The sequence below is a fragment of the Salinarimonas ramus genome (assembly GCF_014645695.1).
Lineage (GTDB): Bacteria > Pseudomonadota > Alphaproteobacteria > Rhizobiales > Beijerinckiaceae > Salinarimonas > Salinarimonas ramus.
Genome location: NZ_BMMF01000012.1, coordinates 36,058 through 62,795, shown reverse-complemented (window position 1 = coordinate 62,795; position 26,738 = coordinate 36,058). Strand labels below are relative to the sequence as shown.

General features: G+C 71.7%; 27 protein-coding genes. 6 read left to right on the top strand and 21 right to left on the bottom strand.

The genetic code is table 11. The annotated features are described in order from the left end of the window. Window positions 1–15 precede the first annotated feature (15 nt). Window positions 16–885, bottom strand: coding sequence for a polyprenyl synthetase family protein (locus IEX89_RS18580; protein ID WP_188914756.1), 870 nt, complete (start codon window positions 883–885; stop codon window positions 16–18). Window positions 886–997: 112 nt separating this feature from the next. Between IEX89_RS18580 and crtD the strand changes: the two genes are divergently transcribed. Continuing rightward, a complete protein-coding gene (crtD, locus tag IEX89_RS18575; RefSeq protein ID WP_188914755.1) occupies window positions 998–2,593 on the top strand; it encodes a 1-hydroxycarotenoid 3,4-desaturase CrtD in 1,596 nt (531 codons plus the stop codon). Further along, window positions 2,503–3,477 (top strand): carotenoid 1,2-hydratase family protein, encoded by a 975-nt coding sequence (locus IEX89_RS18570; RefSeq protein WP_210317678.1) that lies wholly within the window; start codon window positions 2,503–2,505, stop codon window positions 3,475–3,477. Before crtD ends, IEX89_RS18570 begins: the two co-directional genes overlap by 91 nt. Before the next feature lie 4 nt (window positions 3,478–3,481). Here the strand turns inward: IEX89_RS18570 and IEX89_RS18565 are convergent, their stop codons facing one another. Further along, window positions 3,482–3,718, bottom strand: a complete 237-nt coding sequence (locus tag IEX89_RS18565; protein ID WP_188914754.1) for a hypothetical protein — start codon at window positions 3,716–3,718, stop codon at window positions 3,482–3,484. 601 nt (window positions 3,719–4,319) lie between these two features. Between IEX89_RS18565 and IEX89_RS18560 the strand changes: the two genes are divergently transcribed. The 3 genes from IEX89_RS18560 (at window position 4,320) to IEX89_RS18550 (ending at window position 5,947) form a co-directional block, all read left to right on the top strand. Beyond that, window positions 4,320–4,988, top strand: a complete 669-nt coding sequence (locus IEX89_RS18560) for a PhoH family protein (protein ID WP_188914878.1) — start codon at window positions 4,320–4,322, stop codon at window positions 4,986–4,988. 113 nt (window positions 4,989–5,101) lie between these two features. Next, on the top strand, window positions 5,102–5,572 hold the full coding sequence (locus tag IEX89_RS18555) for a methyltransferase family protein (protein ID WP_188914753.1): 471 nt from the start codon (window positions 5,102–5,104) through the stop codon (window positions 5,570–5,572). Between the two features lie 102 nt (window positions 5,573–5,674). Next, window positions 5,675–5,947 (top strand): hypothetical protein, encoded by a 273-nt coding sequence (locus IEX89_RS18550; protein ID WP_188914752.1) that lies wholly within the window; start codon window positions 5,675–5,677, stop codon window positions 5,945–5,947. Window positions 5,948–5,957: 10 nt separating this feature from the next. On the opposite strand, the gene IEX89_RS18545 is transcribed toward IEX89_RS18550, so the two are convergent. The 9 genes from IEX89_RS18545 to glgA form a co-directional block, all read right to left on the bottom strand. Beyond that, the gene (locus IEX89_RS18545; RefSeq protein ID WP_188914751.1) at window positions 5,958–6,461 is read right to left on the bottom strand and encodes a GNAT family N-acetyltransferase; all 504 of its coding nucleotides are present in this window, start codon (window positions 6,459–6,461) and stop codon (window positions 5,958–5,960) included. Between the two features lie 244 nt (window positions 6,462–6,705). Further along, window positions 6,706–7,188, bottom strand: coding sequence for an NUDIX domain-containing protein (locus IEX89_RS18540; RefSeq protein WP_188914750.1), 483 nt, complete (start codon window positions 7,186–7,188; stop codon window positions 6,706–6,708). A 44-nt stretch (window positions 7,189–7,232) separates the two neighbouring features. Continuing rightward, window positions 7,233–7,592: a response regulator gene (locus IEX89_RS18535; protein ID WP_188914749.1), complete on the bottom strand. Its 360-nt coding sequence runs from the start codon at window positions 7,590–7,592 to the stop codon at window positions 7,233–7,235. After that, window positions 7,589–8,764, bottom strand: coding sequence for a sensor histidine kinase (locus tag IEX89_RS18530; RefSeq protein WP_188914748.1), 1,176 nt, complete (start codon window positions 8,762–8,764; stop codon window positions 7,589–7,591). The genes IEX89_RS18535 and IEX89_RS18530 overlap by 4 nt, the downstream gene beginning before the upstream one ends. 52 nt (window positions 8,765–8,816) lie before the next feature. Beyond that, window positions 8,817–10,157 carry a VWA domain-containing protein gene (locus tag IEX89_RS18525; protein ID WP_188914747.1) on the bottom strand — a complete coding sequence of 447 codons (1,341 nt, stop codon included), beginning with the start codon at window positions 10,155–10,157 and terminating at the stop codon, window positions 8,817–8,819. 90 nt (window positions 10,158–10,247) lie between these two features. Further along, entirely contained in the window at window positions 10,248–12,692 is a 2,445-nt protein-coding gene (locus tag IEX89_RS18520) for a glycogen/starch/alpha-glucan phosphorylase (protein WP_188914877.1), read from the bottom strand. A 519-nt stretch (window positions 12,693–13,211) separates the two neighbouring features. Continuing rightward, a complete protein-coding gene (locus IEX89_RS18515; protein ID WP_188914746.1) occupies window positions 13,212–13,907 on the bottom strand; it encodes a glutathione S-transferase family protein in 696 nt (231 codons plus the stop codon). A gap of 29 nt (window positions 13,908–13,936) precedes the next feature. After that, entirely contained in the window at window positions 13,937–14,641 is a 705-nt protein-coding gene (locus tag IEX89_RS18510) for a glutathione binding-like protein (protein ID WP_188914745.1), read from the bottom strand. 207 nt (window positions 14,642–14,848) lie between these two features. Next, window positions 14,849–16,381 carry a glycogen synthase GlgA gene (glgA, locus tag IEX89_RS18505; RefSeq protein ID WP_280513926.1) on the bottom strand — a complete coding sequence of 511 codons (1,533 nt, stop codon included), beginning with the start codon at window positions 16,379–16,381 and terminating at the stop codon, window positions 14,849–14,851. Between the two features lie 273 nt (window positions 16,382–16,654). Between glgA and IEX89_RS18500 the strand changes: the two genes are divergently transcribed. Continuing rightward, on the top strand, window positions 16,655–16,930 hold the full coding sequence (locus IEX89_RS18500; protein WP_188914744.1) for a hypothetical protein: 276 nt from the start codon (window positions 16,655–16,657) through the stop codon (window positions 16,928–16,930). Between the two features lie 15 nt (window positions 16,931–16,945). Here the strand turns inward: IEX89_RS18500 and IEX89_RS18495 are convergent, their stop codons facing one another. The 10 genes from IEX89_RS18495 to IEX89_RS18450 form a co-directional block, all read right to left on the bottom strand. Then, complete coding sequence (locus IEX89_RS18495; protein ID WP_244645567.1) at window positions 16,946–18,019, bottom strand: phosphotransferase family protein; 1,074 nt, start codon at window positions 18,017–18,019, stop codon at window positions 16,946–16,948. A gap of 17 nt (window positions 18,020–18,036) precedes the next feature. Next, on the bottom strand, window positions 18,037–20,019 hold the full coding sequence (locus IEX89_RS18490) for a heavy metal translocating P-type ATPase (protein ID WP_188914743.1): 1,983 nt from the start codon (window positions 20,017–20,019) through the stop codon (window positions 18,037–18,039). A gap of 112 nt (window positions 20,020–20,131) precedes the next feature. Next, window positions 20,132–21,706 (bottom strand): DegQ family serine endoprotease, encoded by a 1,575-nt coding sequence (locus IEX89_RS18485; protein ID WP_188914742.1) that lies wholly within the window; start codon window positions 21,704–21,706, stop codon window positions 20,132–20,134. Window positions 21,707–21,859: 153 nt separating this feature from the next. Further along, a complete protein-coding gene (locus tag IEX89_RS18480) occupies window positions 21,860–22,045 on the bottom strand; it encodes a DUF2065 domain-containing protein (protein ID WP_188914741.1) in 186 nt (61 codons plus the stop codon). 35 nt (window positions 22,046–22,080) lie between these two features. Beyond that, complete coding sequence (hflC, locus tag IEX89_RS18475) at window positions 22,081–23,217, bottom strand: protease modulator HflC (protein WP_188914740.1); 1,137 nt, start codon at window positions 23,215–23,217, stop codon at window positions 22,081–22,083. Beyond that, a complete protein-coding gene (gene hflK / locus IEX89_RS18470) occupies window positions 23,214–24,359 on the bottom strand; it encodes an FtsH protease activity modulator HflK (protein WP_188914739.1) in 1,146 nt (381 codons plus the stop codon). Before hflK ends, hflC begins: the two co-directional genes overlap by 4 nt. A gap of 147 nt (window positions 24,360–24,506) precedes the next feature. Next, the gene (locus IEX89_RS18465; RefSeq protein WP_244645566.1) at window positions 24,507–25,031 is read right to left on the bottom strand and encodes a dihydrofolate reductase; all 525 of its coding nucleotides are present in this window, start codon (window positions 25,029–25,031) and stop codon (window positions 24,507–24,509) included. Beyond that, complete coding sequence (locus tag IEX89_RS18460; protein WP_188914737.1) at window positions 25,028–25,516, bottom strand: GNAT family N-acetyltransferase; 489 nt, start codon at window positions 25,514–25,516, stop codon at window positions 25,028–25,030. The genes IEX89_RS18465 and IEX89_RS18460 overlap by 4 nt, the downstream gene beginning before the upstream one ends. Next, window positions 25,513–26,160, bottom strand: a complete 648-nt coding sequence (locus IEX89_RS18455; protein ID WP_188914736.1) for an NAD(P)-dependent oxidoreductase — start codon at window positions 26,158–26,160, stop codon at window positions 25,513–25,515. The genes IEX89_RS18460 and IEX89_RS18455 overlap by 4 nt, the downstream gene beginning before the upstream one ends. 56 nt (window positions 26,161–26,216) lie before the next feature. Beyond that, entirely contained in the window at window positions 26,217–26,684 is a 468-nt protein-coding gene (locus IEX89_RS18450) for a YbjN domain-containing protein (RefSeq protein ID WP_188914735.1), read from the bottom strand. Window positions 26,685–26,738 lie beyond the last annotated feature (54 nt).

The following is a 26,738-nucleotide window of genomic DNA, read 5'->3' as shown; positions in this document are numbered from 1 at the left end:
CGCGTCTCGTCCGGATCAGGCCGCGACCCGCGCGAGGCTCTTGGGCACGAATCGCTTCGATGCGTGCTGGATCACGGCGCGCAGCTCGCCCGCGCCCTCGCAGGGGGGGATCGAGGCGATGGCGCGGGCGACGAGCTCCTCGAGCCGGTCGATGGCGCCCTCGACGCCGAGCAGCGCCGGGGCGCTGGCGCGCCCGTGCATCGCGTCCTGGCCCGTCGGCTTGCCGATCTCCTCGGCGGAGGAGGCGATGTCGTGGAGGTCGTCCGCGACCTGGTAGGCCTCGCCGATATAATCGCCGAGCGGACGCCAGGCCTCCGGGTCGCCGCCGGCGGCGATCGCGCCGGCGCGGGTCGCCGCGGAGAAGAGCGCGCCGGTCTTGGCGCGGTGGTAGAGCGCGAGGTCGATCGCCGGCTCGCTCTCCCAGGCCTGGCCCGCGACGATGCCGTTGGGCATGCCGGTGGCCGCCGCGATCGTGGTCACGAGCGGGGCGAGGCGCTGGGGCGCGGCAGCGCCGGCGCGGGCGAGGACCTCGAAGGCGAGCACGATCAAGCCGTCGCCGGCGAGCACCGCGAGCGGCTCGCCGAAGGCGCAATGGACCGAGATCTTGCCGCGCCGCGTCGAGGCGTCGTCGAAGCAGGGCAGGTCGTCGTGGACGAGGGAGGCGCAGTGCAGGAGCTCGATCGAGGCCGCCGCGGCCTCCGCCAGGCCCGGCGCGCTCCCGCCGCAGGCGGCGGCGACGCCCAGCGCCAGGCGCGGGCGGATGCGCGCCCCGCCGGGAAAGACGGCATAGCGCATCGCGGACGCGACGAGCGGCGGCGCATCCTCGCCGCCCGCTCGCGCGAGCGCGGCCTCGAGAGTGCGTTCGATACGCGATCCGGCGTCCATGCGGGCCTCCCGGGCTGTTGTCCGATCGAGTTCTGTCAATCGGTTTTGTCTCTATAGACTGTCAATCTAGACTGACATAGCCTAGCGTGGTGTCAACGGCCAGGATGCTTCGGTGAACTTCGGACCCGGCGGAAAAGACGAGACGAGAGACGGGACGGTCGTGATCGGCGCCGGGATCGGGGGGCTCGTCTGCGCCCTGCTGGTCGCGGCCTCCGGCCGGCCCGTGACGGTGCTCGAGCGCGGGGCGGCGCCCGGCGGCAAGATGCGCGAGGTCGCGATCGGCGAGGCGCGGGTCGATTCGGGCCCCACCGTGCTGACGCTCCGCGGCGTCTTCGACGCGATCTTCGAGGCGGCGGGCGCCTCCCTCGACGAGCGCCTCCCTCTGCGCCAGGCGCAGGTGCTCGCCCGCCACGCCTGGGACGCCGAGGGGCCGCCGGAGCGCGCGCGGCTCGATCTCTTCGCCGACGTGGAGCGCTCGGCCGACGCGATCGGCGACTTCGCCGGGGCACGGGAGGCCCGCGGCTTCCGGGATTTCTGCCGAGCCTCGGAAGAAGTCTTCCGGATGCTGGACGAACCCTTCATCCGCGCCGAGGAGCCCTCGCTGCCGCGGCTGATGGCGAGCCAGGGCATGTTCGGCGCCCACAAGCTCATGGCGATCCGCCCCTTCACCAACCTCATGCCGGCGCTCGCAGGGTTCTTCCGCGACGAGCGCCTCGCCCAGCTCTTCGGGCGCTACGCCACCTATACCGGCTCCTCGCCCTATCTCGCGCCGGCGACGCTGATGCTGATCGCCCATGTCGAGCAGGCGGGCGTGTGGCTGGTCGAGGGCGGCATGCAGCGGCTGGCGCAAGCGCTGCACGCACTGGCCGTCGAGCGCGGCGCGCTCTTCCGCTTCGGCTGCACGGCGCGCGAGGTCCTCGTCGAGGGCGGGCGCGTCGTCGGCGTGGTCACGGGCGAGGGCGAGCGCATCCACGCCGCGCGGGTCGTCGCCAACGCCGATTCGGGCGCGATCGCCGCGGGCATCCTCGGCCGCGAGGCCGCCCGTGCCGTACCGGCCATGGCGGCGTCGCAGCGCTCGCTCTCGGCGCTGACGCTCTCGCTCCACGCGCCGACGCGGGGCTTCCCGCTGGCGCGCCACAGCGTGTTCTTCTCGCGGAACTACCCGGCCGAGTTCGAAGCGATCCTCGATCGCGGCCGGCTCCCCGGCGAGCCCACCGTCTACGTGTGCGCCCAGGACCGCGACGATGCCGGCGCCCGGATCGACGGCGCCGCCGAGGACGCGCCCGAGCGTCTGTTCATGATCGTCAACGCGCCGGCGACCGGCGACGTCCGCCCCTTCAGCGAAGAGGAGATCGCCACATGCGAGACGGCGACCTTTCGGCACCTGTCCCGCCTCGGCCTGTCGGTGGAGCGCCGGCCGGAGGCCTTGCGGATCACGACGCCGAGCGACTTCGAGCGGATGTTCCCGGGGACGGGGGGCGCGCTCTACGGGCGGGCGAGCCACGGCTGGAACGCGAGCTTCGAGCGCCCGAGCGTGCGCACGAGGCTGGCGGGGTTCTACCTGTGCGGGGGGAGCGTGCATCCGGGAGCGGGAGTGCCGATGGCGGCGCTCTCGGGCTGGACCGCGGCGCATCTGATCTCCCGCGATTCCGATTCGACCGCACGGTCGCGGACGACGGGTATTGCTGGTGGTACGTCGACGTCCTGAGCGACGACGGCAAGCTGGGCCTCACCATCATCGCGTTCATCGGCAACGTGTTCTCGCCCTACTACGCCTGGGCGCGGCGCAAGGGCGCGAGGACCGGCCGGCCGGCGGACCCGCACGACTTCCCGGCGATGAACGTCGTCCTCTACGGCCACGGCCACAAGCGCTGGGCGCTCACCGAGCGCCGCCGCGGGGCGCTCTCGCGGGACGCGACGACGCTCGAGATCGGCCCTTCGCAGATGCGCTGGGAAGACGGCGCGCTCGTCGTCGAGTTCGACGAGCGCACGATGCCCGTGCCCGGGCGGCTGAAGGGGCGCGTGCGCCTCACGCCGTCTGGGGAAACGCCGCAGATCTTCGCGCTCGATGCCGGCGGGCGGCACATGTGGTGGCCCATCGCCCCGGCCTCCCGCGCGGAGGTGACGCTGGAGCATCCCGGGCTGAGCTTCTCGGGCGACGCGTATTTCGACATGAACTTCGGCGAGCGTCCGCTCGAGGCCGATTTCGACTGGTGGAACTGGTCGCGCGCACCCACCTCGCGGGGCGCCTGCGTGCTCTACGACGTCGTGCGTCTCGACGGCTCGCGTCAGGTGCTGGCGCTCGACATCGGCCGCGACGGCACCGTCGACGACCTCGCGACGCCGCCGCTCGCGGCGCTGCCGCCGGGCACGATCTGGCGCATGCCCCGCGAGACGCGCGCCGACCCGGGCGCCGCCCCGCGCCTCGTGAAGACCTTCGAGGACACGCCCTTCTACACCCGCTCCGAGATCACGACCCGCCTCTTGGGCGAGGACGTCCGCGCCATGCACGAGAGCCTGTCCATGCCCCGGTTCACCAAGGGCTGGGTGCAGACGCTGCTGCCGTTCCGGATGCCGCGGACGGTGTGGTGAGCGCTCACCGGCTCGGATGACGCTTCTGCTCGTCGGTCGTGCGCGGGATCGACGCGTCGCGGTCCGAGTGCTCCGCCTTGCGGGCGAGCGCCGAGCGATCGGAATCGCCGGAGAAGGCGTTGGAGGCGGCGTTGCGGTTCGCGCGGCTGCGCAGGAACCAGGCGAACAGGGCGATCAGCACGACGAGGCTGAGGCCCAGGATCATCAGGTTGTTCGCGGGGAGATACTCGAAGAGGTTCATGGGGCGCTCCTTTTAGGGTCGCGCAGGGTGAGCCCGCGCACGCGCGGGCATGGTCGCGAGGCAACGAGGACGAGGCATTCGCGATCCGGGGGCGCGGCGGAATGGCGCGGAGCGCGGCTCACTCCCGGACCGACGCCGAGAACACGATCGCCGGCCCTGCCCGAACCGCCGCGCTCCACAGCGCGTTCTGCAAGACGCTGCGGCACGGACTCGCGTCCGTGCCCGTCGTGTGAATACAATCGTCATACGAATCGGCCACCTCGCTCCTCGGAGCGGGTCCCTCGAACCGGCGAGGATCGTGTGAAGCGTCGCGCAGACCTTCCGCATCGCGATCGCGGCGCAGCCAGCCGCAGCCTCCCGGCGCGTGCCGGCATCGAGGTCCCTTCGACGTCCCGCTCCGTCGCCAGCCACCAACCCCCTCCACGGGCCCCCCGGCGGGTCCCTGCGAGAGCCCCTCCGAGAGAGGCGCTCCGGACGCACCGACGCGGCGCCCGGGGCGGTGGTCCTGCGTCACCGTCGAGGAGACAGGCCGTTGAGCAAGCGTTACGACAAGCAGAAGCGCCGCACCCGTCGCTCCTTCGAAGCCGCTGAGATCGTCGAGCTGCACGGTGGGAAATTCGACCACGAGCGCAGCCTCGCCCCGATCAAGCCTCTCAACGCCACGCAGGCCGCCTATCTCTCGGCCCTCAGGACGCATCCGCAGACGATCGTCCTCGGGCCCGCCGGCACCGGCAAGACCTGGATGGCCGCGGCCCACGCCGCCGACCTCTTCCGTCAGCGCCGCATCGGCCGCATCGTGCTCACCCGCCCCAACGTCCCCGCCGGCCGATCCCTCGGCTTCTTTCCCGGCACGCTGGAGGAGAAGTTCGCGCCGTGGGCCGTGCCCGTGGTCGACACGATCCGCGAGCGCATCGGGCGGGGCGCCTTCGACATCGCCATGAAGAACGGCGAGATCGAGATGGTGCCCTTCGAGGTCATGCGCGGACGCTCCTGGTCGGATACGTTCGTGCTCCTCGACGAGGCGCAGAACGCGACGCTCCAGGAGATGAAGACCTTCCTCACGCGTCTCGGCGAGGATTGCACCGCCGTCGTCAACGGCGACGTCGGCCAGTGCGACCTCAAGGAGACGTCCGGCCTCGCGCAGGTGATCGCGATGATCCGCGAGCAGGAGCTGCCCGTGCCCATCATCGAGTTCGGGGCGGACGACATCGTCCGCTCGGGCGTGTGCGCCATGTGGGTACGCGCCTTCGCCCGCGTCGAGGGCGCCTGACGCACCGCGCGCCGGGACAGCGGCGAACGCTCCCCGGCGCGCATGCACGCTTCGTTCAAGGCTATCCCCTATGGTCCGGCGCGAAACCGCCGGACCGTCTCGGGAGCCGCCCCATGTCCCTGCCCCATCGCAGCGCCGTCGTCGCGTGGTCGACCTGGGCCGTCGCCTTCCTCGTCACCGCCGGGCTCGAGCCGCGGCTCGGCGAGGACATAGCCGCCCTCTCCCCGCGCCTTCTCCCGCTGGTGATCGCGGGCCTCGCCTTCATCGGTATCGTCGCCGCGCTCCAGCGCGAGATGGGGCTCGCGCTGGAGGCCTCCTCCTTCGGCGAGCCGCGCCGTCTCGTGACGAGCGGTACCTTCGCCTGGAGCCGCAACCCGATCTACCTCGCCTTCCTCCTGCCGCTCGCGAGCCTCGCGACGTATGCGCCGACAGGCGCCGCCATCGGCGTGGGGCTCTATCTGGCGGCGATGACGCTCTGCGTGGTGGTGCCCGAGGAGCGGGCGCTGGAGCGCACGTTCGGCGCCGAGTTCGACGCCTATCGCGCCCGCACGCCCCGCTGGATCGGCCTGCCGCGACGCGGCTGATCGCGCTTTGCGCATTTCGGCTCGCGGAAGAGCCGCAGGAACCGCCGGCCCGCCGCACCTGTTGACCCGCCGTCACAGCGTAGCGGAAGAGGAGAGCGGCGCGTGGAAGCCGAGGGCGCACAGGGGCTCGTCTGGTCCCTCACCATCATCGTCATGCCGATCCTGCTGGGGCTCGCCATCGCGTTCGGCGCCTACCAGACCTGGAAACGCCGCAAGTCCGGCGCACCCGTGCGCCGCGAGCCCGGCCGCATCGACAATGTCGACCCGAACCCGGACGACAATGCGCAGGCCCGGTACATGGGCCGGCTCGGCATCATCTCGACCTTGGTGTTCGTCGTCGCCGCGGTCCTGATCGTGGCCTCTTTCTTCGTCTGATATCGCCGCGTCATCCCCGCCCCGCCGTGACCGGGCCCTTCGCCTCGGCCAGCGTGCCGGCCTCGAGCTCCAGAGCAAGGAAGCGCGCGGGGTCGACGGGGCCCGGCATGGCGAGGCGGCCGCGAGGGACGGGCACGAAGCCGAAGCGGCGGTAATAGGGCTCGTCGCCCACCAGGAGCACGAGCCCGTGGCCGGCTTTCCGCGCGGCGGCGAGCGAGCGGTTCATCAGAGCCGCCCCGATGCCGCGATTCTCGAAGGCGGGCTCGACCGTGAGCGGCCCCAGAACGAGCCCCGCCACGCGCCCGGCGAAGATCGGCGAGAGCCGCACGGAGCCGACGAGCAGCGTGCCCACGTTCGCCGTGAAGGACAGCGTGGGATCGTGCGGCGCGCCCTCGCGCAGGCGATAGGCCGAGCGCGCGAAGCGGCCGGGGCCGAAGGCGCGCTCGTGCAGGCGCTCGATGGCATCGGAATCGCCGGGCATTTCCGGGCGGATGGTCAGCGAGAGCTCGGTCATGAGGGCAGCATCGCAAGGCTGGGGTCCGGGGCGACAGGCCCGGAGACGAGGAGGGACCGCGCGACGGCGCGGCGCGAGGCGGGGCGGCGAAGGGCGCGACAGCGACGGGCCGGGCAGCGGAAGGCATGCCCGGTCACGGCGCTCGTCGTCGCTCCATCCTCGTCATGCCCGCCCTCCATCGATGCGCACCGCTTTAGCAGGCACGCCGCCACGCGTCTACGCGCGGGTGGCGCACGCCGCATCCTCACCAGCGCTCGCCCACCGGCGCGCCGCTCACGATCTCCGCGATACGACGGCGCGTGCCCGGCGTGACGTCCTCCGGCAGGTCAGAGACGTCGAAATAGCGCGCCTCCGCGATCTCGCGCGCCCGCCGTGCGCCGTCGTCGCGCGCCGCTGCCTCGACGAGGTAGACGAGGACGTGGTCGCGGTTCGACACTGCGCGGTTGAAGAAGATGCCGTGCAGACGTGGGCGTTCGCCGTATGTGACGCCGGTCTCCTCGACGAGCTCGCGCGCCAGCGCCTCGAGCGGTGTCTCGCCCGCCTCCACCCCGCCGCCGGGGAAGTGCCAGCCCGGCGTGTAGGTGTGGCGCACGAGGAGGACGCGCCCGGCCTCGTCGCGCACGATTCCGCGGACGCCGAGCGTCATCCCGCGGGTGACGCGCCACACGAGATGGAGCAGCGTGCGCGGGATGCGCGGCAGCATCTGGTCGAGGTCCCGTTGCGCCATCGTCTCCCCGCCCCTAGCGGACATCGTCTCCGGGGCGGGTCGCCTCAGAGCCGCATGGCGCGCCTGAGCGCCGCGCCGAGCTCGTCCGCCCCGTAGGGCTTGGCGACGACGGGGCTCTCCCCGACCTCGTTCCCGTCCACGTCGGCATAGCCCGTCGCGAAGACGAAGGGAACGTCCCGCGCCCGCAGGGCACGCGCGACGGCATAGCTGCGCTCGCCATGCATGTTGATGTCGAGGACCGCGCCGTCGAGGGGCTGGGTCGCCAGCGCGAGGCCCTCGGCCACCGTCGCGGCCGGTCCAACCACGATCGCGCCGAAACCGATGAGCATGTCCTCCGCCGCGATCGCGACGATGAACTCGTCCTCGACGATGAGGATGCGCTTTCCAGTGAGCGGGTGCGTCATGCCGCGCCCTCGGCCGTCGGGACGGGGGCGTCGACGTGGCAGGCGAAGCCGCCGGGCGCGAAGTCGAAGGCGACGCTCGCGCCGAGCTCGGCCCGCAGGACGCCCTCCACCATGCGTAGGCCGAAGCCGCGCCGCTCCGGCGGCACGACGGGCGCGCCGCCCTCCTCCCGCCACTCGATCTGGAGACGCGGGCTCGGCCCCTCGGCGATCCGCCACATGAGCACGACGAGACCGCTCTCGCCGTGGAGCGCGCCGTACTTGCGGGCGTTCGTGCACAATTCGTGGAGCGCCATCGTCACGTTCACCGCCTGCTTCGGCGCGAGCATGACCTCCGGCCCCGCGATGCGCACGCGCTCGAGCCCGACGCCGCAACCCGCGAACGCCTCGCGGGCGATGGTATCGAGGGAGGCGCGCTCCCAGCTCTCGCGGGTGAGCACGTCGTGGGAAGCGGCGAGCGCGCGCAGCCGGCCCTCGAAGGCCTCGAGACCGGCGGCGGCGTCGCGGTTCGGCCCGAAGCTCTGACGCACGAGGCCCTGCACGATGGCGAGCGTGTTCTTCACGCGGTGGTTCAGCTCTTCCACCAGCACGGAGCGCTGCCGCTCGGCGCGCCGGCGCTCGGTGATGTCGGTGGAGATGCTGCCGACCCCGATGACGCTGCCCGTCTCGTCGAGGACCGGGAACTTGGTGGAGATGGCCTGGCGCAGCTCGCCGTCGGCGGTGCGCGCCTCCTCCTCGAACGCGATGGGACGGCCTTCCTCGATCACGCGCAGGTCGTTGGCGCTGTAGGGCTCGGCCGAGCCGAAGCGGTCCTTGTCGGTGAGGCCGACGAGGTCCTCCAGCCGCGCGATGCCGAAGGCGTCGAGGTAGTGCCGGTTGGCGAGGATGTAGCGGCCGTCCAGGTCCTTGGCGAAGGCGTAGCTCGTCGAGGCGTCGAAGAAGGCGCGAAGCAGCGAGACGTCGGCCGGCGAACGCCCCGCAACGGCCCTGCGCGCGCCGTGCGCGTTCCCCCGTTCCGCCGATTTCCGCATTCGTGCGCCCCGCCTCATCCCCTGTGCCTTGCCGAATACCTTGCCGAGTACCTTGCCGAGTTCCTCGTGCGGCTCGAAGCCGACCGCCACCAGCGCCCCGTCCTGCGACTCGCCCACCGCGACCTCCACCGTAGCGGCGAGCACGCCGGCACATAACTCGGCAATGCCCGCTTTCTTTCCCGCCCGTGGACGGGAATTATTGCCGCAGGACCCCGGCGCTCCGGGCGGCGCCGAGCCAACTCGGGAATTCCTCGAACATCAGGTCGTAGAGCTCGGCATCGCTCGGCGCCGCGGGGTCTGGGACGGCGAAGAAGCCGGCATTGTCGACGACGCGGCCGGGCATCGTGTCGAGCATGGCGAGGAAGTCGAAGCCGCGCGGGAGCGTGCGCCCGATCTTCGCGGGCGCCTTGCCCTCGTGCTCGCCGATGGCGACGAACTGCCAGAAGATCGGCTCCGCCGCCGCGGCCGTGATCGCGTCCTTCGACTTGCGGACGTCCTGCGTACCGCCGTCGGTGACGAAGATCACGTATATCGGCAGCCCGTCGCCGAAGTCCGGGCGGTAGAAGGCGCGCACGCGCTCGATCGCCTCGCCGTACTTGGTACCGGGCTCGAAGCCGAAGCGCCGCTGGCATTCCTCGGGAAACAGCCGGTAGCTGCGCTCGTCGACCGGCCCGAACGCGTGCGCGTTCACGCCGAAGAGGAAGACGTCGATGCGCCCGTCGTCGTCGATGGACAGGCCCGTGGCGAGGGCACGCCGCACGAGCGAGCCGACCCGCCCGTCCTTGAACATGTCGCGCATGGACCCGGATATGTCGAGGACGAGGGCGACCTTGCCCCGCAGCCCGGCGACGCCGCGCTTCTCCAGGCTGACGAGCGCCGTCTCGGCGGAGCGCGCCAGCGCCTCGTCACGCTCGGCGAGATCGACCAAGCGCTTGCGCAGGTCGACCACGCGGGTCGAGGGAGATGCGGAGGTGGCGGGCGCGGAAGGGGCGGGCGCGTCCCCCACCTCGACCCCGTAGCTTTCGGCGAGCGGCTTCAGGCCGCCGTCGAAACCTTGCCCCACCGCCCGCACCTTCCAGGCGCCGTCGCGGCGGTAGAGCTCGACGAGCGTCATCGCGGCCTCCGACGAGCCCGGCAGGTCGACGGCGTAGACGTGCGTCGCGCCGCCCGCCTCGACGATCGCCTCCAGGCGGGCGAGATCCCGCAGGCGCGCCGTCCCCGGCGCTTCCGCGGGCACCACGGCTGTGAAGGCGATGCGGACGATTTCGGCCTCGATCGTGCCGAGATCGACGTCGAACGACGTCTCCCGAGCATCCCCGACCGCCTCCGCCAGCGCCGCCTGCCGGACGTGCCCGCGGCCGGGCCGCGGCTGGCCGTAGAACACCATGTCCGCATCGCCGCGGACCCGGCCGTTCGCCGCGAGGAGGAAGGCGCAGACGTCGATGTCGGGAAGCGCGCCGGCACGCCAGCGGATGCGCACGCTCGCCGTCGACCCGGCGAGAGAGGCGTTCGCACCCTTCTGCAGCGTGCCCGTCACCGCGCGACTCTCCCGATCACGAAAAAGCGACGCGGGGATGGTGCCCCGCGTCGCTCTGCTTGTCCAGCGCGTATGTCGGTCGCGCGACTCTCAGAGCGGCTCGGCGTTCCAGATCTCCGCGGCGTACTCGGAGATCGTGCGGTCCGACGAGAACCAGTCAATGCGCGCCGTGTTGAGGATGGTCATGCGCCGCCACGCGTCCTGGTCGGCCCAGAGGGCGTCGACCTCGCGCTGCGCGTCCCAATAAGCGTCGAAATCCGGGCAGACCAGGAAGTGGTCGTTGCGGGCCAGCGCCTGGATGATCGGGTCGAAGCGCGTGGGGTCCTCGGGCGAGAACACGCCGGTCTCGATCTCGTAGAGCACCCGGGCGAGGCGCGCCGAGCGCTCGTCCGGCGAGAGGCCGGCCTTGCGCACCTTGGTGACCTCGTCCGCCGTGAGCCCGAAGATCACGATGTTCTCCTCGCCCACCTGCTCGCGGATCTCGACGTTGGCGCCGTCGAGCGTGCCGATGGTGAGGGCGCCGTTGAGCGCGAGCTTCATGTTGCCCGTGCCCGAAGCCTCCATGCCGGCCGTCGAGATCTGCTCGGAGAGGTCGGCGGCCGGGATGATCACCTCGGCGAGCGAGACGTTGTAGTTCGGCAGGAAGATCAGCTTGAGCTTGTCGCCGATCTCCGGGTCGGTGTTCACCACCCGCGCGACGTCGTGAGCGAGCTTGATGATGAGCTTCGCCTGCGCGTAGCTCGCCGCCGCCTTGCCGGCGAAGATCTTCACGCGCTTGGGCCAGGCCGCATCCGGGTTGGCCTTGATGGCGTGGTAGAGCGCCACCGTCTCCAGCACGTTGAGGAGCTGGCGCTTGTACTCGTGGATGCGCTTGATCTGCACGTCGAAGAGCGCCGTGGGATCGACCTTCCAGCCGGTGCGGTCCTCGATGACGCGGGCGAGCTTCTCCTTGTTGGCGTGCTTCACCGCGGCGTAGCGGGCCTGGAAGTCGGGCTTGTCCGCATACGCCTCGAGCCCGCGCAGGAGACCCGGATCGTCGAGCACGCCTTCGCCGAGCGTGTCGACGAGGAGCTTGGTGAGGGCCGGGTTGCACTGCTGCAGCCAGCGCCGGAAGGTGACGCCGTTCGTCTTCGAGACGATACGGTCCGGGAAGAGCTTGTGCAGGTCCTCGAACACCGTCTCGCGCATGAGCTCGGTGTGCAGCGCCGAGACGCCGTTGACCTTGTTCGAGCCCAGGAAGGCGAGATGGCCCATGCGCACGCGCCGGCCGTTGGTCTCGTCGATGAGCGAGACCGAGCGGATCAGGTCCTGGTCGTGCGCCGCGTTGCGCGAGAGCGCCTCGAGATGGTGCCAGTTGATTCGGTAGATCAGCTCCATGTGGCGCGGCAGGAGCCGCTCCATGAGCTGCACCGACCAGGTCTCCAGCGCTTCGGGGAGGAGGGTGTGGTTGGTGTAGTTCAGCGTCTGCCGCGTGAGGCGCCAGGCGTCGTCGTAGGCGATGCCGTGCACGTCGATGAGCAGCCGCATCAGCTCCGCCACCGCGATGGCGGGGTGCGTGTCGTTGAGCTGGATCGCGGCCTTCTCGCCGAGGTTCACGAGCGTTCCGTACGCCTGCAGGTGACGGCGGATGAGGTCCTGCAGCGAGGCGGCGGTGAAGAAGTATTCCTGCCGCAGCCGCAGCTCGTAGCCCGCGGGCGTCGCGTCGGACGGGTAGAGGACGCGCGAGATCGCCTCGATGCGCGCGCGCTGGGCCATGGCGCCGACGTAGTCGCCGACGTTGAAGGCCTCGAGCGCGATCGGCTGGGGAGCCTTGGCGGCCCAGAGGCGCAGCGTGTTGATGTGCTGGCCGCGCCAGCCGACGATGGGCGTGTCGTAGGCGGCGGCGATGATCTTCTCGCCGGGCTGCCAGACGCGCCGGACGGAGCCGTGGCCCGTCTCCTCGTCGACGACGTGACCGCCGAAGCCGATCTCGTAGGCGACCTCGGGGCGCTCGAACTCCCACGGATTGCCGAAGGACAGCCAGTCCTCCGGAATCTCGCGCTGCCAGCCGTCCGCGATCGCCTGCTTGAACAGGCCGTAATCGTAGCGGATGCCGTAGCCGTAGGCGGGAATCTTGAGGCTCGACAGGCTCTCGATGAAGCAGGCGGCGAGCCGGCCGAGGCCGCCGTTGCCGAGCGCCGCGTCGGGTTCGACCTCGCGCAGCCGGTCGAGATCGACGCCGAGCGGGCGCAGCGCCTCGCGGGTCGCCTCGATGAGCCCGAGATTGCCGAGCGAATCGAACAGGAGCCGCCCGATCAGGAACTCGAGCGAGAGATAGTAGACGCGCTTCTTGCCGCTGGCATAGGTGCGCCGGGTGGAGTCGATCCAGCGGTCGACGATGCCGTCGCGCAGCGCCAGGATCGTGGCGACGAGCCAATCGTGGTCGCTGGCGCGGCTCGCGTCCTTGCCGACGCCGTACATCAGCTTCTTGAGGATGGCCTCGCGGAGCATAGCGGGATCGACCATGCCGTCGATGGCGGGGGCGCCCGACGGCATCGGCGCGTCCTCGAGCGAGGCGGGCTCTCCCAGCGGAGCCGACGCCTCGAGGGCGGCCTCGGCCGTCGCGAGCCCCGCGGGGGCCTTGGCGGACGCCTTCGTCGCCTTCTTGGCCGGCTTGCCCGCCGGCGCCTTCGTCGCGACCATCGCCTCGGCCTCGGCCTCGGCGGACGTCACCGCATCGGTCTTGCGCGCGAGGGCGCGCTTCACGTTCTGATCGACCACAGACATCGTCCCTCTTGCAGGCTCGTGCCGCGCGCCTGCGGGCGCGGACCCCGTTCACTCGGATCGCGCCCTCGATAGCCGCGCGGGTGGCGGAATCGGGGCGTAGGGGTGACGCGGTTCGTCGCACGCCGACAGGTCGGCCGGGTGCCCCCTCGCGGCGCCGAAAAGACCAGCGGTCGGCGCTCTTGTCAAACCCGCAACCGAGGCCGTGTGCGCCTTTTCCGGCTTTGGTCAGCGCTTCGGTGGCGGTTCTTTTGAATCGTTTCGCAAAATCATCCACGTGGAATCTGTGGATTACGCTGCGACCGCCCTCGGCGCCCGATCGAGCAGCCCGTCGAACAACTCGTGCATGCGCGCCCGCCAGCCGTGCACGACGTCGTCGGGAGAAAGCGGATCGAAGGCGCTCACCGCGTGCGCCCACTGGAAGCTGCCGGCGACGGCATAGTCGGCATAGGCCGGCCGCTCGCCGCCGAGGAAGGGCGCCTCCCCGAGCGCCGTGCGCAGGGGCGCGAGGCTCGCGCGGAAGGCGTCGAGGCGCTCCTCGCGGCCGGCCTGGATCTCCTCCAGCCGCCCGCCGAAGCGCGCCTCGCGGGTCTCGCGGAAATAGGCCGCGTCCTCCGGCCCGAGAGCAGCCAGGATGTCGGCGACGACCATGCGCGCGAGGCCGGCATTCAGCACCGTGTCGGCCCACGTCGCGACGAAGCGCGCGAGCGCGACCCCGCCGGGGAATAGGCTCGGCGCATCGGGATAGGCCTCTTCCAGGTGGAGCGCGATGGCGAAGCTGTCCGCCACCGTTCGCCCACCGTCGACGAGGACCGGCACCCTCCCCTGCCCCGAGAAGGCGAGCGCCTCGCGCTCCGTGAAGCGCCAGGGCCGCGCCTCGTAGGAGAGGCCCTTGTGCGCGAGCGCGAGCTTCGCCCGCCAGCAATAGGGGCTGAACCGGACGTCCGGATCCGCCCCGCACAGGTCGTAGAGCACGCGCTCGCTCATGGTCGTCCCGCTCCCCCGATACCCGCGCGTCAGCGCTTCAGCGAGGCCGCAGTCTGGCCGAACAGGACCTTCTTGTCCTCCTCCGACATGCTCTGTCCCGATGGGCGGATCGCCTCGCCCTTCTCGTAGGCCGTCACCGTGGCCGGGCGCGCCTTGATGGCCTCGAACCAGCGCTTCAGGTTCGGGAAGTCGTCGAGGTTCTGGCCCTGGCGCTCGTGGGGCACGATCCAGGGGTAGGACGCCATGTCGGCGATGGTGTACTCCTCGCCCGCCATGAAGGCGCGGTCCGCCAGCCGACCGTCGAGGACGCCGTAGAGCCGGTTCGTCTCCTTCACGTAGCGATCGATGGCGTAGGGGATCTTCTCGGGCGCGTAGGTGCCGAAATGGTGGTTCTGCCCGGCCATGGGGCCGAGGCCGCCCATCTGCCAGAACAGCCATTGCAGCGTCTCGGTGCGCCCGCGCAGGTCCGCCGGCAGGAAGCGCCCCTCCTTCTCCGCCAGATAGACGAGGATCGCCCCCGATTCGAACACCGAGATCGGCGCCCCGCCGCCCGCGGGCTCGTGATCGACGATGGCCGGCATGCGGTTGTTGGGCGCGATCTTGAGGAAGTCCGGCGCGAACTGGTGGCCCTTGCCGATGTCGATCGGCTTGATCTCGTAAGGCGTCCCCACCTCCTCGAGGAACATGGTGATCTTGTGCCCGTTCGGGGTCGGCCAATAGTACAGGTCGATCATGGGGGGATCCTTCGAGCGCGTGTGGCGCGCCGCCGGCGACGAGCCGAAGACGCAGGGAGTGTCGTTGCGGAAGTTGGGGGAGGACGCCGTGCGGGGCAAGTCACGAAGGAGCGATGCACGTGTGTCGACATACGCACCGGGCGAGTGTCCCGAACACGCCACGACCATCGCACATGGACGAACGATACGGAGCCGACCTGGCCGCGCCTACCCCACCCCCACCCGCCGATACACCCCCTCGTACCCCCTCACCGACCCGTCCCAGCCCATCGGCCTCGTCATCGCCGCGCGGCGCATGGAGTGGAGGCGCGAGCCGGCGCGGAAGGCGTCGAGCGCGCGGCGGATGGCGTCGAGGAAGGCGGGCAGGCTCGGGCGATCGAACAGGAAGCCGGTGACGCCGTCGTCGATCGTGTCCGCGAGGCCGCCGGTGCGGTGCGCGATGGGAAGCGACGCGAAGGCCTGGGCGTACATCTGCGAGAGGCCGCAGGGCTCGAACCGCGACGGCATCAGCAGGAAGTCCGAGCCCGCATACATGCGCCGCGCCTGCGCCTCCTCGAAGCCGATGTCGACGCCGACCATGCCGGGATGGCGGCGCGCGAGCGCGCGCAGCTCGCTCTCGAAGCGCCCCTCCCCGCGCCCGGTGACCACGATCTGCCCGCCCTCGGCGACGATGGTCTCGGCGGCGTCGATGGCGAGATCGATGCCTTTCTGGTGGACGAGCCGGGCGATCACCGCGAAGAGCGGCCCGCCGCCCGACGAGAGGCCGAAGGCCGCGCGCACGGCGGCGGCGTTCGCCTCCTTGCCCTCCCAGGCGTTGAGCGCGAAGGGCCGCTCGAGATGCGGGTCGCTCTGCGGGTCCCAGCTCGCGTCGATGCCGTTGACGATGCCGGTCAGCCGGCGCTGCTCGGCGCGCAGCCGCAGGAGCCCGTCGAGGCCGCAGCCGAGCTCCGGCGTCGTGATCTCCCGCGCGTAGGTGGCGGACACGGTGGTGACGTGGTCGGCGTAGGAGAGGCCCGCCTTGAGGAAGGAGAGCTTGCCGTGGAACTCGACGCCGTCGAGGACGAAGGCTTCCTTCGGCACGCCGAGCCGCTCCATGCGCGCCGGCGAGAACAGGCCCTGGTAGGCGAGGTTGTGGATTGTTATTACCGAGGGGACGCGCACGCCCTCCCATTGGGCGTAGGCCGCGGCGAGGCCCGTGGGCCAATCGTTCAGGTGCATGAGGTCCGGCCGCCAGCCCGGCGCGCCGGCGCCGCGCGCGATCTCCACGGCGGCGAGGCCGAGGCGCGCGAAGCGCACGTCGTTGTCGCGCCAATCGGTGCCGGTCTCGTCGCCGTAGGGCGAGCCCTCGCGGTCGTAGAGCTCGGGCGAGAGGACGACGTAGACGATCAGCCCGTCGGGCGTGACGAGCTCGCCCAGCGCGCAAGCCGGCACGCCGCGATGGGCGGGCAGACGCGCGACGACGCGGATCTCGGGATGGGCCGCGAGGATCTCGCGATAGCCGGGGATGAGCACGCGCGCGTCGATGGCGCCGCGCATGGCCCGCGGCAGGGCGGCCGAGACCTCGCCGAGGCCGCCGGCCTTGACGAAGCCCGTCATCTCCGGCGTGACGAACAGCACCCGCGGGACGGCGCGGGCCTTCGCGGGCACGCGTCCGCGCTCCGCCGAGACGCGAACCCGACCGGGGCCGCCCTCCGGCTCACCCGCCTTCGCCGCCGCCATCCGCGCCGGTACGGTGCTCATCGTGCCATCCCCAGATCCCCGAACGCACTCCAACGGTACTGCAACGCGCGAGGGGGCGCTATCGTCCCGACGCCGCATGCTGCGGAAGCTGTGCGGTTTCGCGGCTGCGCCATACGACTTTTCCCCAGGGTGTGGATAACGAGCATAACGGGAGAAAATGCCGCTGCGCACCCGCTCGGGCCGATCTCGGTCGTTATCCTGACCCTTGCAGTAGCGTTCCCCCGGATGCCGGAACAGCGCGCACGCCGCGCGATCGTACGGAGGATGGCGAGCATGCTTGACAGCGAGATGACGAGCCCGGTCCGCGGGGCCGCGAAGCGTCCTGTCGTCGGTGAGCGCCCGATCGCAGGCGAGCGCCCGGTGATCGGCCAGCGCACGCCGCGATCGCCGCGGCTGCGCATCGATCCCTCGCGGCCGGAGCGTGCGCGCGAGCGAGCACAGGAGCGCGAGGTCGCGCCGCACAAGGTCGTCGTCGTGCAGGGCATGCGCATCACCCTCCCCGGCCTGCACTTCATGGAGCGCACGCTGCCGCCGCCGCGTCCGCGCTGAGGAGGGCGCCGGCGGCTAGCCGCGGGCGGTCCCTTCGGAAATCTCTCGGGCAGCCAGCCGCTCCAGGACCGGGATGCTCTCGCCCATGGCGATGCCGCGCTCGCGGTTGGGAGCGTTGCCGTCGCGGGCGCGGCGGAGCACGCCCTGCAGGATCGCCGCCAAGCGAAAGAGCGAGAACACCACCGCGAAGCGCCAATGCGGCAGGGCGCCGAGGCCGCGTCGGCGCATGTAGGCTTCGAGATAGGCCTCGTCGCTCGGCAGGCCTGCCGTGTGGCGATCGACGCCGCCGAGCCCGGCGAAGGCCGCGCCCTCCGCCGGCAGCCGCCATTGCGAGAGCTGGTAGGCGATATCCGCCAGCGGGTGGCCGAGCGTCGACAGCTCCCAGTCGATCAGCGCGACCACGCGCGGCTCGTGCGGGGCGAAGATCATGTTGTCGAGCCGGAAATCGCCGTGGACGAGCGTGGCCTTCGCGTCGTCTGGCGCGGGCTGCGCCTCGAGCCAGGCGATCACCTCCTCCAGCAGCGGGCGCGGCTCGGTCTCGCTGGCGCGGTAATTCTCGATCCAACGCCGGGTCTGTCGGGCGAAATAGCCGCTCGGGCGCCCGAAGTCGGAGAGGCCGAGCGCCTCGGGGTCGAGCCCGTGCAGAGCCGCGAGCGTCGCGTTCATGGCGTCGTAGACGCGTGAGCGCTCCTCCCGCGCGACGCCCGGCAGGCGCGGATCGTGGAATATGCGGCCATCCACGTGGTCCATGACGTAGAACATATTGCCGGCGACGGTCTCGTCCGTGCACAGGCAGCGCATCGCAGGTACCGGCACGGGCGAGCCGGCGAGCGCGGACATCACGCGGAACTCGCGATCCACCGCGTGCGCGCCCTTCAGGAGCACGCCCGGCGGCTTGCGGCGCAGGACGAAACGCCCGCCCGTCGCCTCCACGAGGAAGGTCGGGTTCGACTGCCCGCCCGCGAGTGGCGCGAGCCGCGTCAGCCGACCGAATCCCGGGATCTCGCGGGCGAGATGCGCCTCGATCCGCGCCGGATCGAGCGCGAGCGCACCCTCGGCGATCTCCTGCCCGTCGCTGGTCTCGCTCACTGCTCGTGCCCCGCTCCTCACGCCGCCGTGCCGGCCCGGCTCCCGTCCGAGGATAGGCCCGGCGCCTCCGGCGCGTCGAGGGGCTCGGCCCGACCGCGGCGCAGGCCGGCCGGCGGCGCGAGGGCGCGCAGCGCATTGAGGATCGCCGCGACGTCGATGGCTTCCTGCAGGAGCGCGCCTTCCACCGGTGTCAGGTAGCCGAAGGCCGCCGCGATCATCCCGGCGAGCGAGAGGCCGCTGCCGAGCGCCACGCTCTGCAGCGCGATCGTGCGCGCCCGCACGGCGATGGCGCGCGCGTCGGCGACGGGCTCGAGCCGGTCGACGAGGACGACCGCGTCCGCCGCCTCCGCGGAGGCCGCCGCACCGCGCGCGCCCATGGAGATGCCCACGTCGGCGGAGGCGAGGGCGGGCGCGTCGTTGACGCCGTCTCCCAGCATGACGACGGGTCCGAAGGCGCGCTCGCGCCCGACGATCGCCACCTTGCGTGCCGGCGTGCATTCGGCCTCGACGACGTCGATGGGCAGGTCGGCGACGAGGGCGGCGGCGACGGCCGCACGGTCGCCGGTGGCGAGGACGAGCCGATCGAAGCCTTCCGCGCGCAGGCGCTGCAGGAGCCGCGCGACGCCCGGGCGCAGGGGATCGGCGAGGACGAGCTCGGCGGCGTCCGCCCCGTCGAGGGCGATGCGCACCCGCACCGCCCCCGGCGGATCGCCGGGACGCGCCGGCGCCCCGGCGACCGCCACGGCACGGCCGTCGACCACGCCCTGAAGGCCGTCGCCCGCATGCTCGACGACATCGCGCGGGGTGGAGAGCGCGAGCCCGCGCGCCTGCGCCGCCGCGACGAGGGCGCGCGCCGCCACGTGGTTCGACGCCTGCTCCAGCGAGGCGGCGAGGCGAAGCGTCTCGGCGGCGGCGTCCTCGTTGCCGGAGGCGTCGGCGAGATGAATACGGCGCAGGACCGGCATGCCCGCGGTGAGCGTGCCGGTCTTGTCGAGGACGAGGACGCGGGCCGCCGCGAGCCGCTCCAGCGCGCCGCCGCCCTTCACCAGGACGCCGACCTCGGCCGCCCGCGAGAGGCCCGACACGATGGCGACGGGGACGGCGAGGATCAGCGGGCACGGCGTCGCCACGACGAGCACGGCGAGCGCGCGAACGGGGTCCCCGCTCGCGAGCCAGGCGGCCCCGGCGATGGCCAGCGTGAGGCCGAGAAAAAGCATCGCCCAGCGATCCGCGAGCCGCGCCATGGGCGCCTTCTCCGCCCGCGCCGCCTCGACGAGACGCACGATGCCGGCGAAGGTGCTCTCGCGCGCGGAGCGCTCAGCCAGGAGATCGAAGGCTTCACCGAGATTGGTCGTGCCGCTGAGCACCGTCTCGCCGGCCTCGCGCCGCACGGGCAGCGGCTCGCCGGTGAGCGCGGAGGTGTCGAGGAGCGCCACCGCGTCCGGCGCCACGCGCCCGTCCACCGGCACGACGTCGCCCTTGCGCACGAAGAGGCGATCGCCCGGGCGCAAAGCCTCGAGCGGCACCTCGGCGAGGCCGCCCGCCTCGTGACGCAGGGCCGAGCGCGGGGCGCGGGCGAGAAGCGCCGTCATCCGCCGCCCCGCCCTCCCCTCGGCATAGGCTTCGAGGAATTGCCCGCCGGCATACATCACGGCGACGACCGCGCCGGCGAGGGGCTCGCCGAGGGCGAGCGCGCCGCCCATGGCGAGCGCGGCCACGATGTCGAGCCCGACGTCGCCGCGCCGCAGGCTCGTCACGATCTCGACGAGGAGCGCCGCGAGGACGGGAACGGTCGCGAGGAAGTAGGCCGCGCGGGCGACGGCATCGGGCGCACCGACGAGCGGTGCGACAAGCCCGGCTCCGAGGCCGACGAGGGCGAAGGCGAGGAGCGCGAGGCGCACGCGACCGCGCCGGCCGGCGAGGATGCCGCGGATCGGCGAGGCGGCGCGCTCGCTGCGACGCGCGGCGGACTCGAGGCTGGCGCTATCGGGGGAAGCCATGGGCCGCGACCGCTCCGGATCTGATCGTCCAGAGCGATCCTAGTCCGGATCGACGCCGCGCGCGTTGCGCGACGTCAAGAGTGCGGGTTCGCGTGGCGCCGTGGCGGCCGGATCAGTTCCGGTCGCCGCCGTTGCCCGTATCGTCCGCGTTCTCGTCGTTCATGCCGAGCGCCACGAAGCGGACCTCGCCGTCGGCGTCGGAGACGAGGAGGAGCGCCGACCGCCGACCTTCGGCGCGCAGCTCCTGGAGCCGCTCCGCCACCTCGGCCGGGCTGGCGACCGGCTCCTGGCCGACCTCGAGAATGACGTTGCCCGGCTGGATGCGCCGCTCCGACGCGGCCGAGAGCGGGTCGACCTCCGTCACGACGACGCCCTCGACGTCGTCGGCGATGGAGAAGCGGGCGCGCAGCTCCTCGGTTATCTCGGAGAGCTCCATGCCGAGCGCCTCGCGCACGGCGACGGGCGCGTCCTCCTCCGTGGGACCGGTGACGTCGGCGGCCTCCGCGGTCTCCTGCAGGCGGGCGATGGTGACGTCGATCGTCACGGGCTCGCCGTCGCGCACCACCTCGACGGCGACTTCCTTGCCGACCGGCGTGTTGGCGACGATCCGCGGCAGGTCGCGCGAGCTCTCCACCTCGACGCCGTCGAAGCTGACGATGACGTCGCCCATCTCGATGCCGGCGGCGCTGGCGGGGCCGTCCGGGTCGACACCGGCGACGAGGGCGCCGCGCGCCTCGTCGAGACCGAGCGCGTCGGCCGTGGTCTCGTCCACGCTCTGGATGCGCACGCCGAGCCAGCCGCGGCGCGTCTCGCCGAATTCCTGCAGCTGCTCGATGACGGGCAGCGCCGTCGAGGTCGGGATCGAGAAGCCGATGCCCACCGAGCCGCCGGTCGGCGACAGGATGGCGGTGTTGATGCCGACGACCTCGCCGCGCATGTTGAAGAGCGGCCCGCCGGAATTGCCGCGGTTGATGGCCGCGTCCGTCTGGATGTAATTGTCGTAGGGGCCGCTCGCGATGTCGCGCGCCCGCGCCGAGACGATGCCGGCGGAGACGGAGCCGCCGAGGCCGAACGGGTTGCCGATGGCCACCACCCAGTCGCCGATGCGCATCTCCTCCGAATCGCCGAAGGGCACGGACGGGAACGGCACGTCGCTCTCGATCTTGAGGACCGCGATGTCGATGGCGCTGTCGGTGCCGATCACCTCGGCGTCGTAGGTGGTGCCGTCGGCGAACACGACCTCGATCTCGTCCGCGTCGCCGATGACGTGATTGTTCGTCACGACGATCCCCGACGGGTCGATGATGAAGCCGGAGCCGAGCGAGTTCGAGCGCCGCGGCATGCGCGGCGCGCCCTCGCCGCGGCGGTTGAAGAATTCCTCGAACAGGTCCTCGAAGGGCGTGCCGGGCGGGAGCTGCGGCATGAAGCGCTCCTCGACCTCGGCCGTCGTCGCCGCCTGGATGTTGACGACGGCGGGCATCACGCGATCCACCAGATCGGCGAAGCTCTCGGGCGCGTCCGGGAAGGGCGTCGGCGTGATCTGCTGCGCAGGCGCCACCGGCGCCGTCTGGGCGAGCGGCGCGCCGAGCGGGCTCATCGCGAGCGCGGCGGCGAGCGCGAGCGTCGCGCCGCGGACGCGCAACCTGCGCGTGGCGCGGGCTGCGAGCTGGGAGACGGCCTCTGGCATCGAAATCCTCTTTTGCTTGCGGCGCCTACGATGCGCCGACGCGTCGTCTTGCGCGGCGAAAGCGGCGCGATCTCGGCGAGAGCGCCTCGCGCGTCGTGTGCGCGAGGATCGGTCCGGGCGCGCGCCCGGTCAAGCGCGGGCGACCACCCGCTTTCAGCCGCGGATCAGCCAGACCACGGCGACTCCGGCGATCGCCGAGACGATGCCCACGAGGCGCATGCGCTCGCTCGGCGTCTGCGCCGCCGAGACCATGGCGCGCTTCACCCAATCGGGGAAGGCGGCGAAGAGGAGGCCCTCGACCGCGAGGACGAGGCCCAGCGCGACGACGAAGTCCGACATGCGTCAGCCGAGCGGGGCGCGTTGCACGCGCCCCCTCACTGCGCCAGCGCCGGGGCCGGAGCCGCCGCCGTCGTGGGGACGGTGGCGGTCTCGCCCGTGGCGTCGGCCGCCTCGTCGGAAGCCGCGTCCTCGGCGGTGCCGACGTCCGTCTGCGGCAGGGCGCCGGTGCCGGTCGCCGCCGCGTCCTCGCCCGCCGGGGCGGGGGCGAGGGGGGCGGGCGCGGCGCTCACCGGACCGGGCGCGGGCTGCGCGCCCGCGGGCGGCGGCAGCGACGTGTCGGCGCCCCCGCCACGACGGCCCGACGGATCCGCGAAGAACCGGAAGAACTCCGAATCCGGCGAGATGACGATGCGCGAATCGGCGTTCTCGTTGCGTGTCAGGGCGTTCTCGTAGGCGAGCATCGAGCGGTAGAAGGCGAAGAATTCCGGGTCGACGCTGTAGGAGCCCGCAAGCACCCGGTTGCGCTCGGCGTCGCCGGCACCGCGCAGCTCCTCGGCCGTGCGGTTGGCCTCCGCCAGGATCACCACCACGTCGCGATCGGCGCGTGCGCGGATCGATGCGGCGCGCTGGGCGCCCTGGGCGCGCAGGTCCGCGGCCTCGCGCTCGCGCTCCGTCTGCATGCGGCGGAACACCGCCTCGGAGTTCGCCGTCGGCAGGTCGACGCGGGTGAGGCGCACGTCGATCACCTGGATGCCCAGCTGCTCCGCCTGCCGATCGACGATCTGCTGGATGCGCTGCATGAGCTCGACGCGGTTCGTACGGATGATCTCCGGGAACGAGGCGTTGGCGAGCACGTTTCGCATCGCGGAGTTGATGAAGGACTGGAGCCGCGCATTGGCGTTCGTGAGGTTGTTCACCGACTGGTAGAAGCGCAGCGGGTCGACGATGCGGTAGCGCGAGAAGGCGTCGACCTCGAGGTTCTGCCGGTCGGCGGAGAGCACCGTCTGGGCCGGGATGTCGAGGGCGAGCACGCGCTTCTCGACGGGCAGGACCACGTCGATGAACGGTGCCTTCACGTAGAGGCCGGGCTCGGTGATGACGTTGCGCACGGCGCCGAAGCGCAGCACCACGGCCTGCTCGGTCTCCCGGACGGTGAACAAGGCGGCCCAGGCGACCACGATCGCGACGACCAGGACGATGATCGCGCCGAGGCGGACGATCGGGTTTCTCATCGCGTGGCTCCCTGAGTGTCGAGGCGGCGCTGCACTTCCGGCAGGGGCAGGTAGGGCACGACGCCCTCGCCCTGGCCGTTCTGGTCGATGAGCACCTTGTCCGTCTGCCCGAACACGCGCTCCATGGTCTCGAGGAAGAGACGATCGCGGGTGATCTGGGGAGCGTTGGCGTATTCGGCGTAGATCTGGTTGAAGCGCGCCGCCTGACCCTCGGCCTGGTTCACGACCTGCTCGCGATAGCCTTCGGCCTGCTGGACGACGCGCGCGGCCTCGCCTCGCGCCTCGGGAACGACGCGGCTCGCGTAGGTCTCGGCCTCGTTCTGGAGGCGCACGAGATCCTGCTGAGCGGCGTTCACGTCGAAGAAGGCCTCGCGCACCTGCGCGGGCGGCACCGCCGCCTGGAGCTGGACGACGCGCACGAGGACGCCGGCGCCGTACTGCTCGAGCGATTGCTGCATGAGCTCCTGCACCTCGGTGGTGATCTCGCCCTGCTCGGTCGTGAGGATCGCCTGGATGTCGCGACGCCCGATGACCTCGCGCATGGAGGATTGCGCGATCGAGTCGATCGTGCCCTCGGGATCGGCGATGTTGAAGACGTAGTTGCCGGCGTTGGCGGGGTCGATCTGCCACTGCACGTCGAAGTCGATGTCGACGATGTTCTCGTCGCCGGTCAGCATCAGCGATTCCTCGAGGACGTCGCGCTGCTGGCCCTGGCCGACGGAGCGGTAGCCGATCTCGGTGCGGTTCACCTGCGTCACGTTCGGCTTGACGACCTCGCCGATCGGATAGGGCAGGTTGTAGTTCAGGCCCGGCGCGGTCTGGCCGACGAAGCGCCCGAAGATCAGGTTGAGGCCGACCTCGTTGGGGCGAACCGTGTAGAAGCCGGTGAGGAGCCACACGGCGACGACCGCGACGAGGATGAGCGCGATGCCCTTGCCGCCGAGACCTCCGCCGCCGCCGGGAACGATGTTGCGCAGGCGATCCTGGCTGCGACGCAGGATCTCCTCGAGGTCGGGCTGGTTACCGCCCCCGCCGCCCGTCGGGCCGCCGCCTCCGCCGCCGCCCCAGGGTCCGCCGGACCCGCCGCCGCGCTGGCCCCAGGGGCCTCCCGACCCGCCGCCGCTCTGGTTGCTCCAAGGCATCTGCGCCCTTCCCTCTCCTCGACCCGATCTCGATCGTGCCTGAAATCACGTTCTCGGCGTGTGCTTCCGGCTCCGCGTCGCCGCGCCCACCGGCGCCGACCGCCAAGCCTCGCATGGGTTCTCACGTGGGTTCTCGCGCCCCCGAAGTCAACCGGAAACCGGGCCCGTGCGACGCTCCAGATCGACGAAGGCGAAGGCGTGCTCGTCCTCCGGACCCGCCGGGTGGGCCTCGTGCCGCACCTCGCGGAAGGCGCGGGCGTCGAAGCCCGGGAACACGGCGTCGCCCTCGGGCTCCGCGTCGACCCGCGTGAGGTACAACTTGGTGGCGTAAGGCAGCGCCAGAGCGTAGACCTCGCCACCGCCGGCGACCACGATCTCGTCCGCGCCCATGCGCGCGGCGATCGTATCCGCCATGGCCGTCGCCGTGTCGAAGCTCTGCGCCGTCTGCACGCCGGGATGGGCGAAGTCGCGGTCACGGGTGAGCACCACGGTCTCGCGCCCGGGCAGCGGCTTGCCGATGGAAAGGAAGGTCTTGCGGCCCATGATCAGCGGCTTGCCCATGGTGAGCGCGCGAAAGCGTCGCAGATCGCTGCGCAGCCGCCAGACCAGCTGGTTCTCGCGCCCGATGACGCCGTTGCGCGCGACGGCGGCGACGAGGACGATCGGCCTCACGGCGCGGCCTCCCCGGCCAGCCGCTCGAGCGCGTCCCCGGTCACGCGCATGACGGTCCATTCGTCCATGGGGATCGCGCCCAGCGCCCGATAGAAGGCGATGGACGGGGCGTTCCAGTCGAGCACCCACCATTCGAGCCGCGCGAGCCCCTCCTCGCGGCAACGGGCGGCGAGGCGGGCGAGGAGCGCCTTGCCGATGCCACGCCCGCGGGCGCTCTCGCGCACGAACAGGTCCTCCAGATAGATGCCGTGACGTCCAGTGAAGGTGGAGAAGTTGTAGAACCACAGCGCGAAGCCCACGGGCTCGCCACCCCATTCGGCGATGTCGCAGAACACGCGCGGGCTCTCGCCGAACAGCGCCTCGGCGACGGACGCTTCCGTCGCTTCGACCTCGTGGGCGAGACGCTCGTAGGCCGCGAGCTCCATGATGAAGCCGTGCACGAGCCCGGCTTCACCGTGGCGCGCGGGGCGGATGGCGAGGCTCATCGCCCGTCCCCTCCAGTGACCACGACCGCGCGGCGCGACCAGCGGTGCTCCGCCAGCGCCCGAAGCAGGCAATCGGCACAATCGGCGCGACTGACCGTGCCGCCGCGAAAGCCGGTGAGATCCTCGATCACGCGGTAGGTCCCCGTGTAGGGTCCGTGCGTCAGCACGGTGGGCCTGATGAGGGTCCAGTCCCGGTCGGAGGCACGCAGCATCTCCTCCTGGCGGGTCTTGTCGGCGTAGATGGCGCCCAGCGCCAGCGGCATCGCGATCGTGTCGTAGAGGACGCCGCCGTGCCCGCGGCTGTCGCCCGAGCCGACGCCGGTGATCACGCCGATGCGCATCACCCCCGTCGCGCGCATGGCCTCCATGAGCCGCTCGGTCGTCTCCGAGAAGATCGTGACGGGCCGGCCCTTGTCGGGGCCGTACGCGCCCGCGCCGAGACAATAGGCCACGGCGTCCGCGCCCTCCAGCGCCTCCTCGGCGACGCCCTCGTCGAGGATCGAGCCGCGCACGTGGGTGAGGGTCGCGCTCGACGCGGGACCGAGCGAGCGCCCGACCGCCGTCACGTGATGGCCCGCCGCGCGGGCCTGCTCGCAGAGCGCCTTGCCGATGCCCCGCGTCGCACCGATGATCGTGAGCCGCATGATCCTCCCGCGCGTCTCGCGTTCGCGGCGCTCCGCCGCGCCGCATCTTCCGGCCGTCAATTGTCCGCGGCGAACTGCGCGAACTCGCGCATCAGATCCGACCACACGACGAAGGTGTCGTCGAGATTGGCGCGGGCCACCCCGTGGGCGAGGTTCACCGTCATCTCGATGACGTAGTCCCCTTCCTCGTCGACGTAGGCGCGGCCGAAGATCGCATTCTTGTTGAAGTCGTTGACGGCGTTCAGCGACGCGTCGTCCACGTCCCACACGCCCTCGAAGAGCAGCGTGTCGCAATTCGCGTTCGCCTGGCAGCCGTAGAAGTAGATCCGATAGGCGTTGCCGTCGATGCGCCCGGAGATCAACGGATCGCCGACGGGATCGGTCTCGAGCGTTGCCGAGCCGAAGCCGCGGGCGAGGTTCATCACCTCGTCGGGCACCGAGCCGTCGATCAAGCTCTGCGCACCGGCCGATCCCGACGCCAGCATCGCCGCCATCGCGAGCGCCGCGCCTGCCTTCCTCATCATGAACGTGCCCCCCTCGAGCCGAAGTCCCGTGACACGACGTCACGGCGCCCGGCA

Coding starts and splice junctions, on each gene's coding strand:
- IEX89_RS18580 (WP_188914756.1), bottom strand. CDS start 885: ATGGACGCCGGATCGCGTATCGAACGCACTCTCGAGGCCGCGCTCGCG.
- IEX89_RS18565 (WP_188914754.1), bottom strand. CDS start 3,718: ATGAACCTCTTCGAGTATCTCCCCGCGAACAACCTGATGATCCTGGGC.
- IEX89_RS18555 (WP_188914753.1), top strand. CDS start 5,102: ATGTCCCTGCCCCATCGCAGCGCCGTCGTCGCGTGGTCGACCTGGGCC.
- IEX89_RS18545 (WP_188914751.1), bottom strand. CDS start 6,461: ATGACCGAGCTCTCGCTGACCATCCGCCCGGAAATGCCCGGCGATTCC.
- IEX89_RS18540 (WP_188914750.1), bottom strand. CDS start 7,188: ATGGCGCAACGGGACCTCGACCAGATGCTGCCGCGCATCCCGCGCACG.
- IEX89_RS18535 (WP_188914749.1), bottom strand. CDS start 7,592: ATGACGCACCCGCTCACTGGAAAGCGCATCCTCATCGTCGAGGACGAG.
- IEX89_RS18520 (WP_188914877.1), bottom strand. CDS start 12,692: ATGCCGTCGGGCGCCCCCGCCATCGACGGCATGGTCGATCCCGCTATG.
- IEX89_RS18515 (WP_188914746.1), bottom strand. CDS start 13,907: ATGAGCGAGCGCGTGCTCTACGACCTGTGCGGGGCGGATCCGGACGTC.
- IEX89_RS18510 (WP_188914745.1), bottom strand. CDS start 14,641: ATGATCGACCTGTACTATTGGCCGACCCCGAACGGGCACAAGATCACC.
- glgA (WP_280513926.1), bottom strand. CDS start 16,381: ATGAGCACCGTACCGGCGCGGATGGCGGCGGCGAAGGCGGGTGAGCCG.
- IEX89_RS18500 (WP_188914744.1), top strand. CDS start 16,655: ATGCTTGACAGCGAGATGACGAGCCCGGTCCGCGGGGCCGCGAAGCGT.
- IEX89_RS18490 (WP_188914743.1), bottom strand. CDS start 20,019: ATGGCTTCCCCCGATAGCGCCAGCCTCGAGTCCGCCGCGCGTCGCAGC.
- IEX89_RS18485 (WP_188914742.1), bottom strand. CDS start 21,706: ATGCCAGAGGCCGTCTCCCAGCTCGCAGCCCGCGCCACGCGCAGGTTG.
- IEX89_RS18480 (WP_188914741.1), bottom strand. CDS start 22,045: ATGTCGGACTTCGTCGTCGCGCTGGGCCTCGTCCTCGCGGTCGAGGGC.
- hflC (WP_188914740.1), bottom strand. CDS start 23,217: ATGAGAAACCCGATCGTCCGCCTCGGCGCGATCATCGTCCTGGTCGTC.
- hflK (WP_188914739.1), bottom strand. CDS start 24,359: ATGCCTTGGAGCAACCAGAGCGGCGGCGGGTCGGGAGGCCCCTGGGGC.
- IEX89_RS18460 (WP_188914737.1), bottom strand. CDS start 25,516: ATGAGCCTCGCCATCCGCCCCGCGCGCCACGGTGAAGCCGGGCTCGTG.
- IEX89_RS18455 (WP_188914736.1), bottom strand. CDS start 26,160: ATGCGGCTCACGATCATCGGTGCGACGCGGGGCATCGGCAAGGCGCTC.
- IEX89_RS18450 (WP_188914735.1), bottom strand. CDS start 26,684: ATGATGAGGAAGGCAGGCGCGGCGCTCGCGATGGCGGCGATGCTGGCG.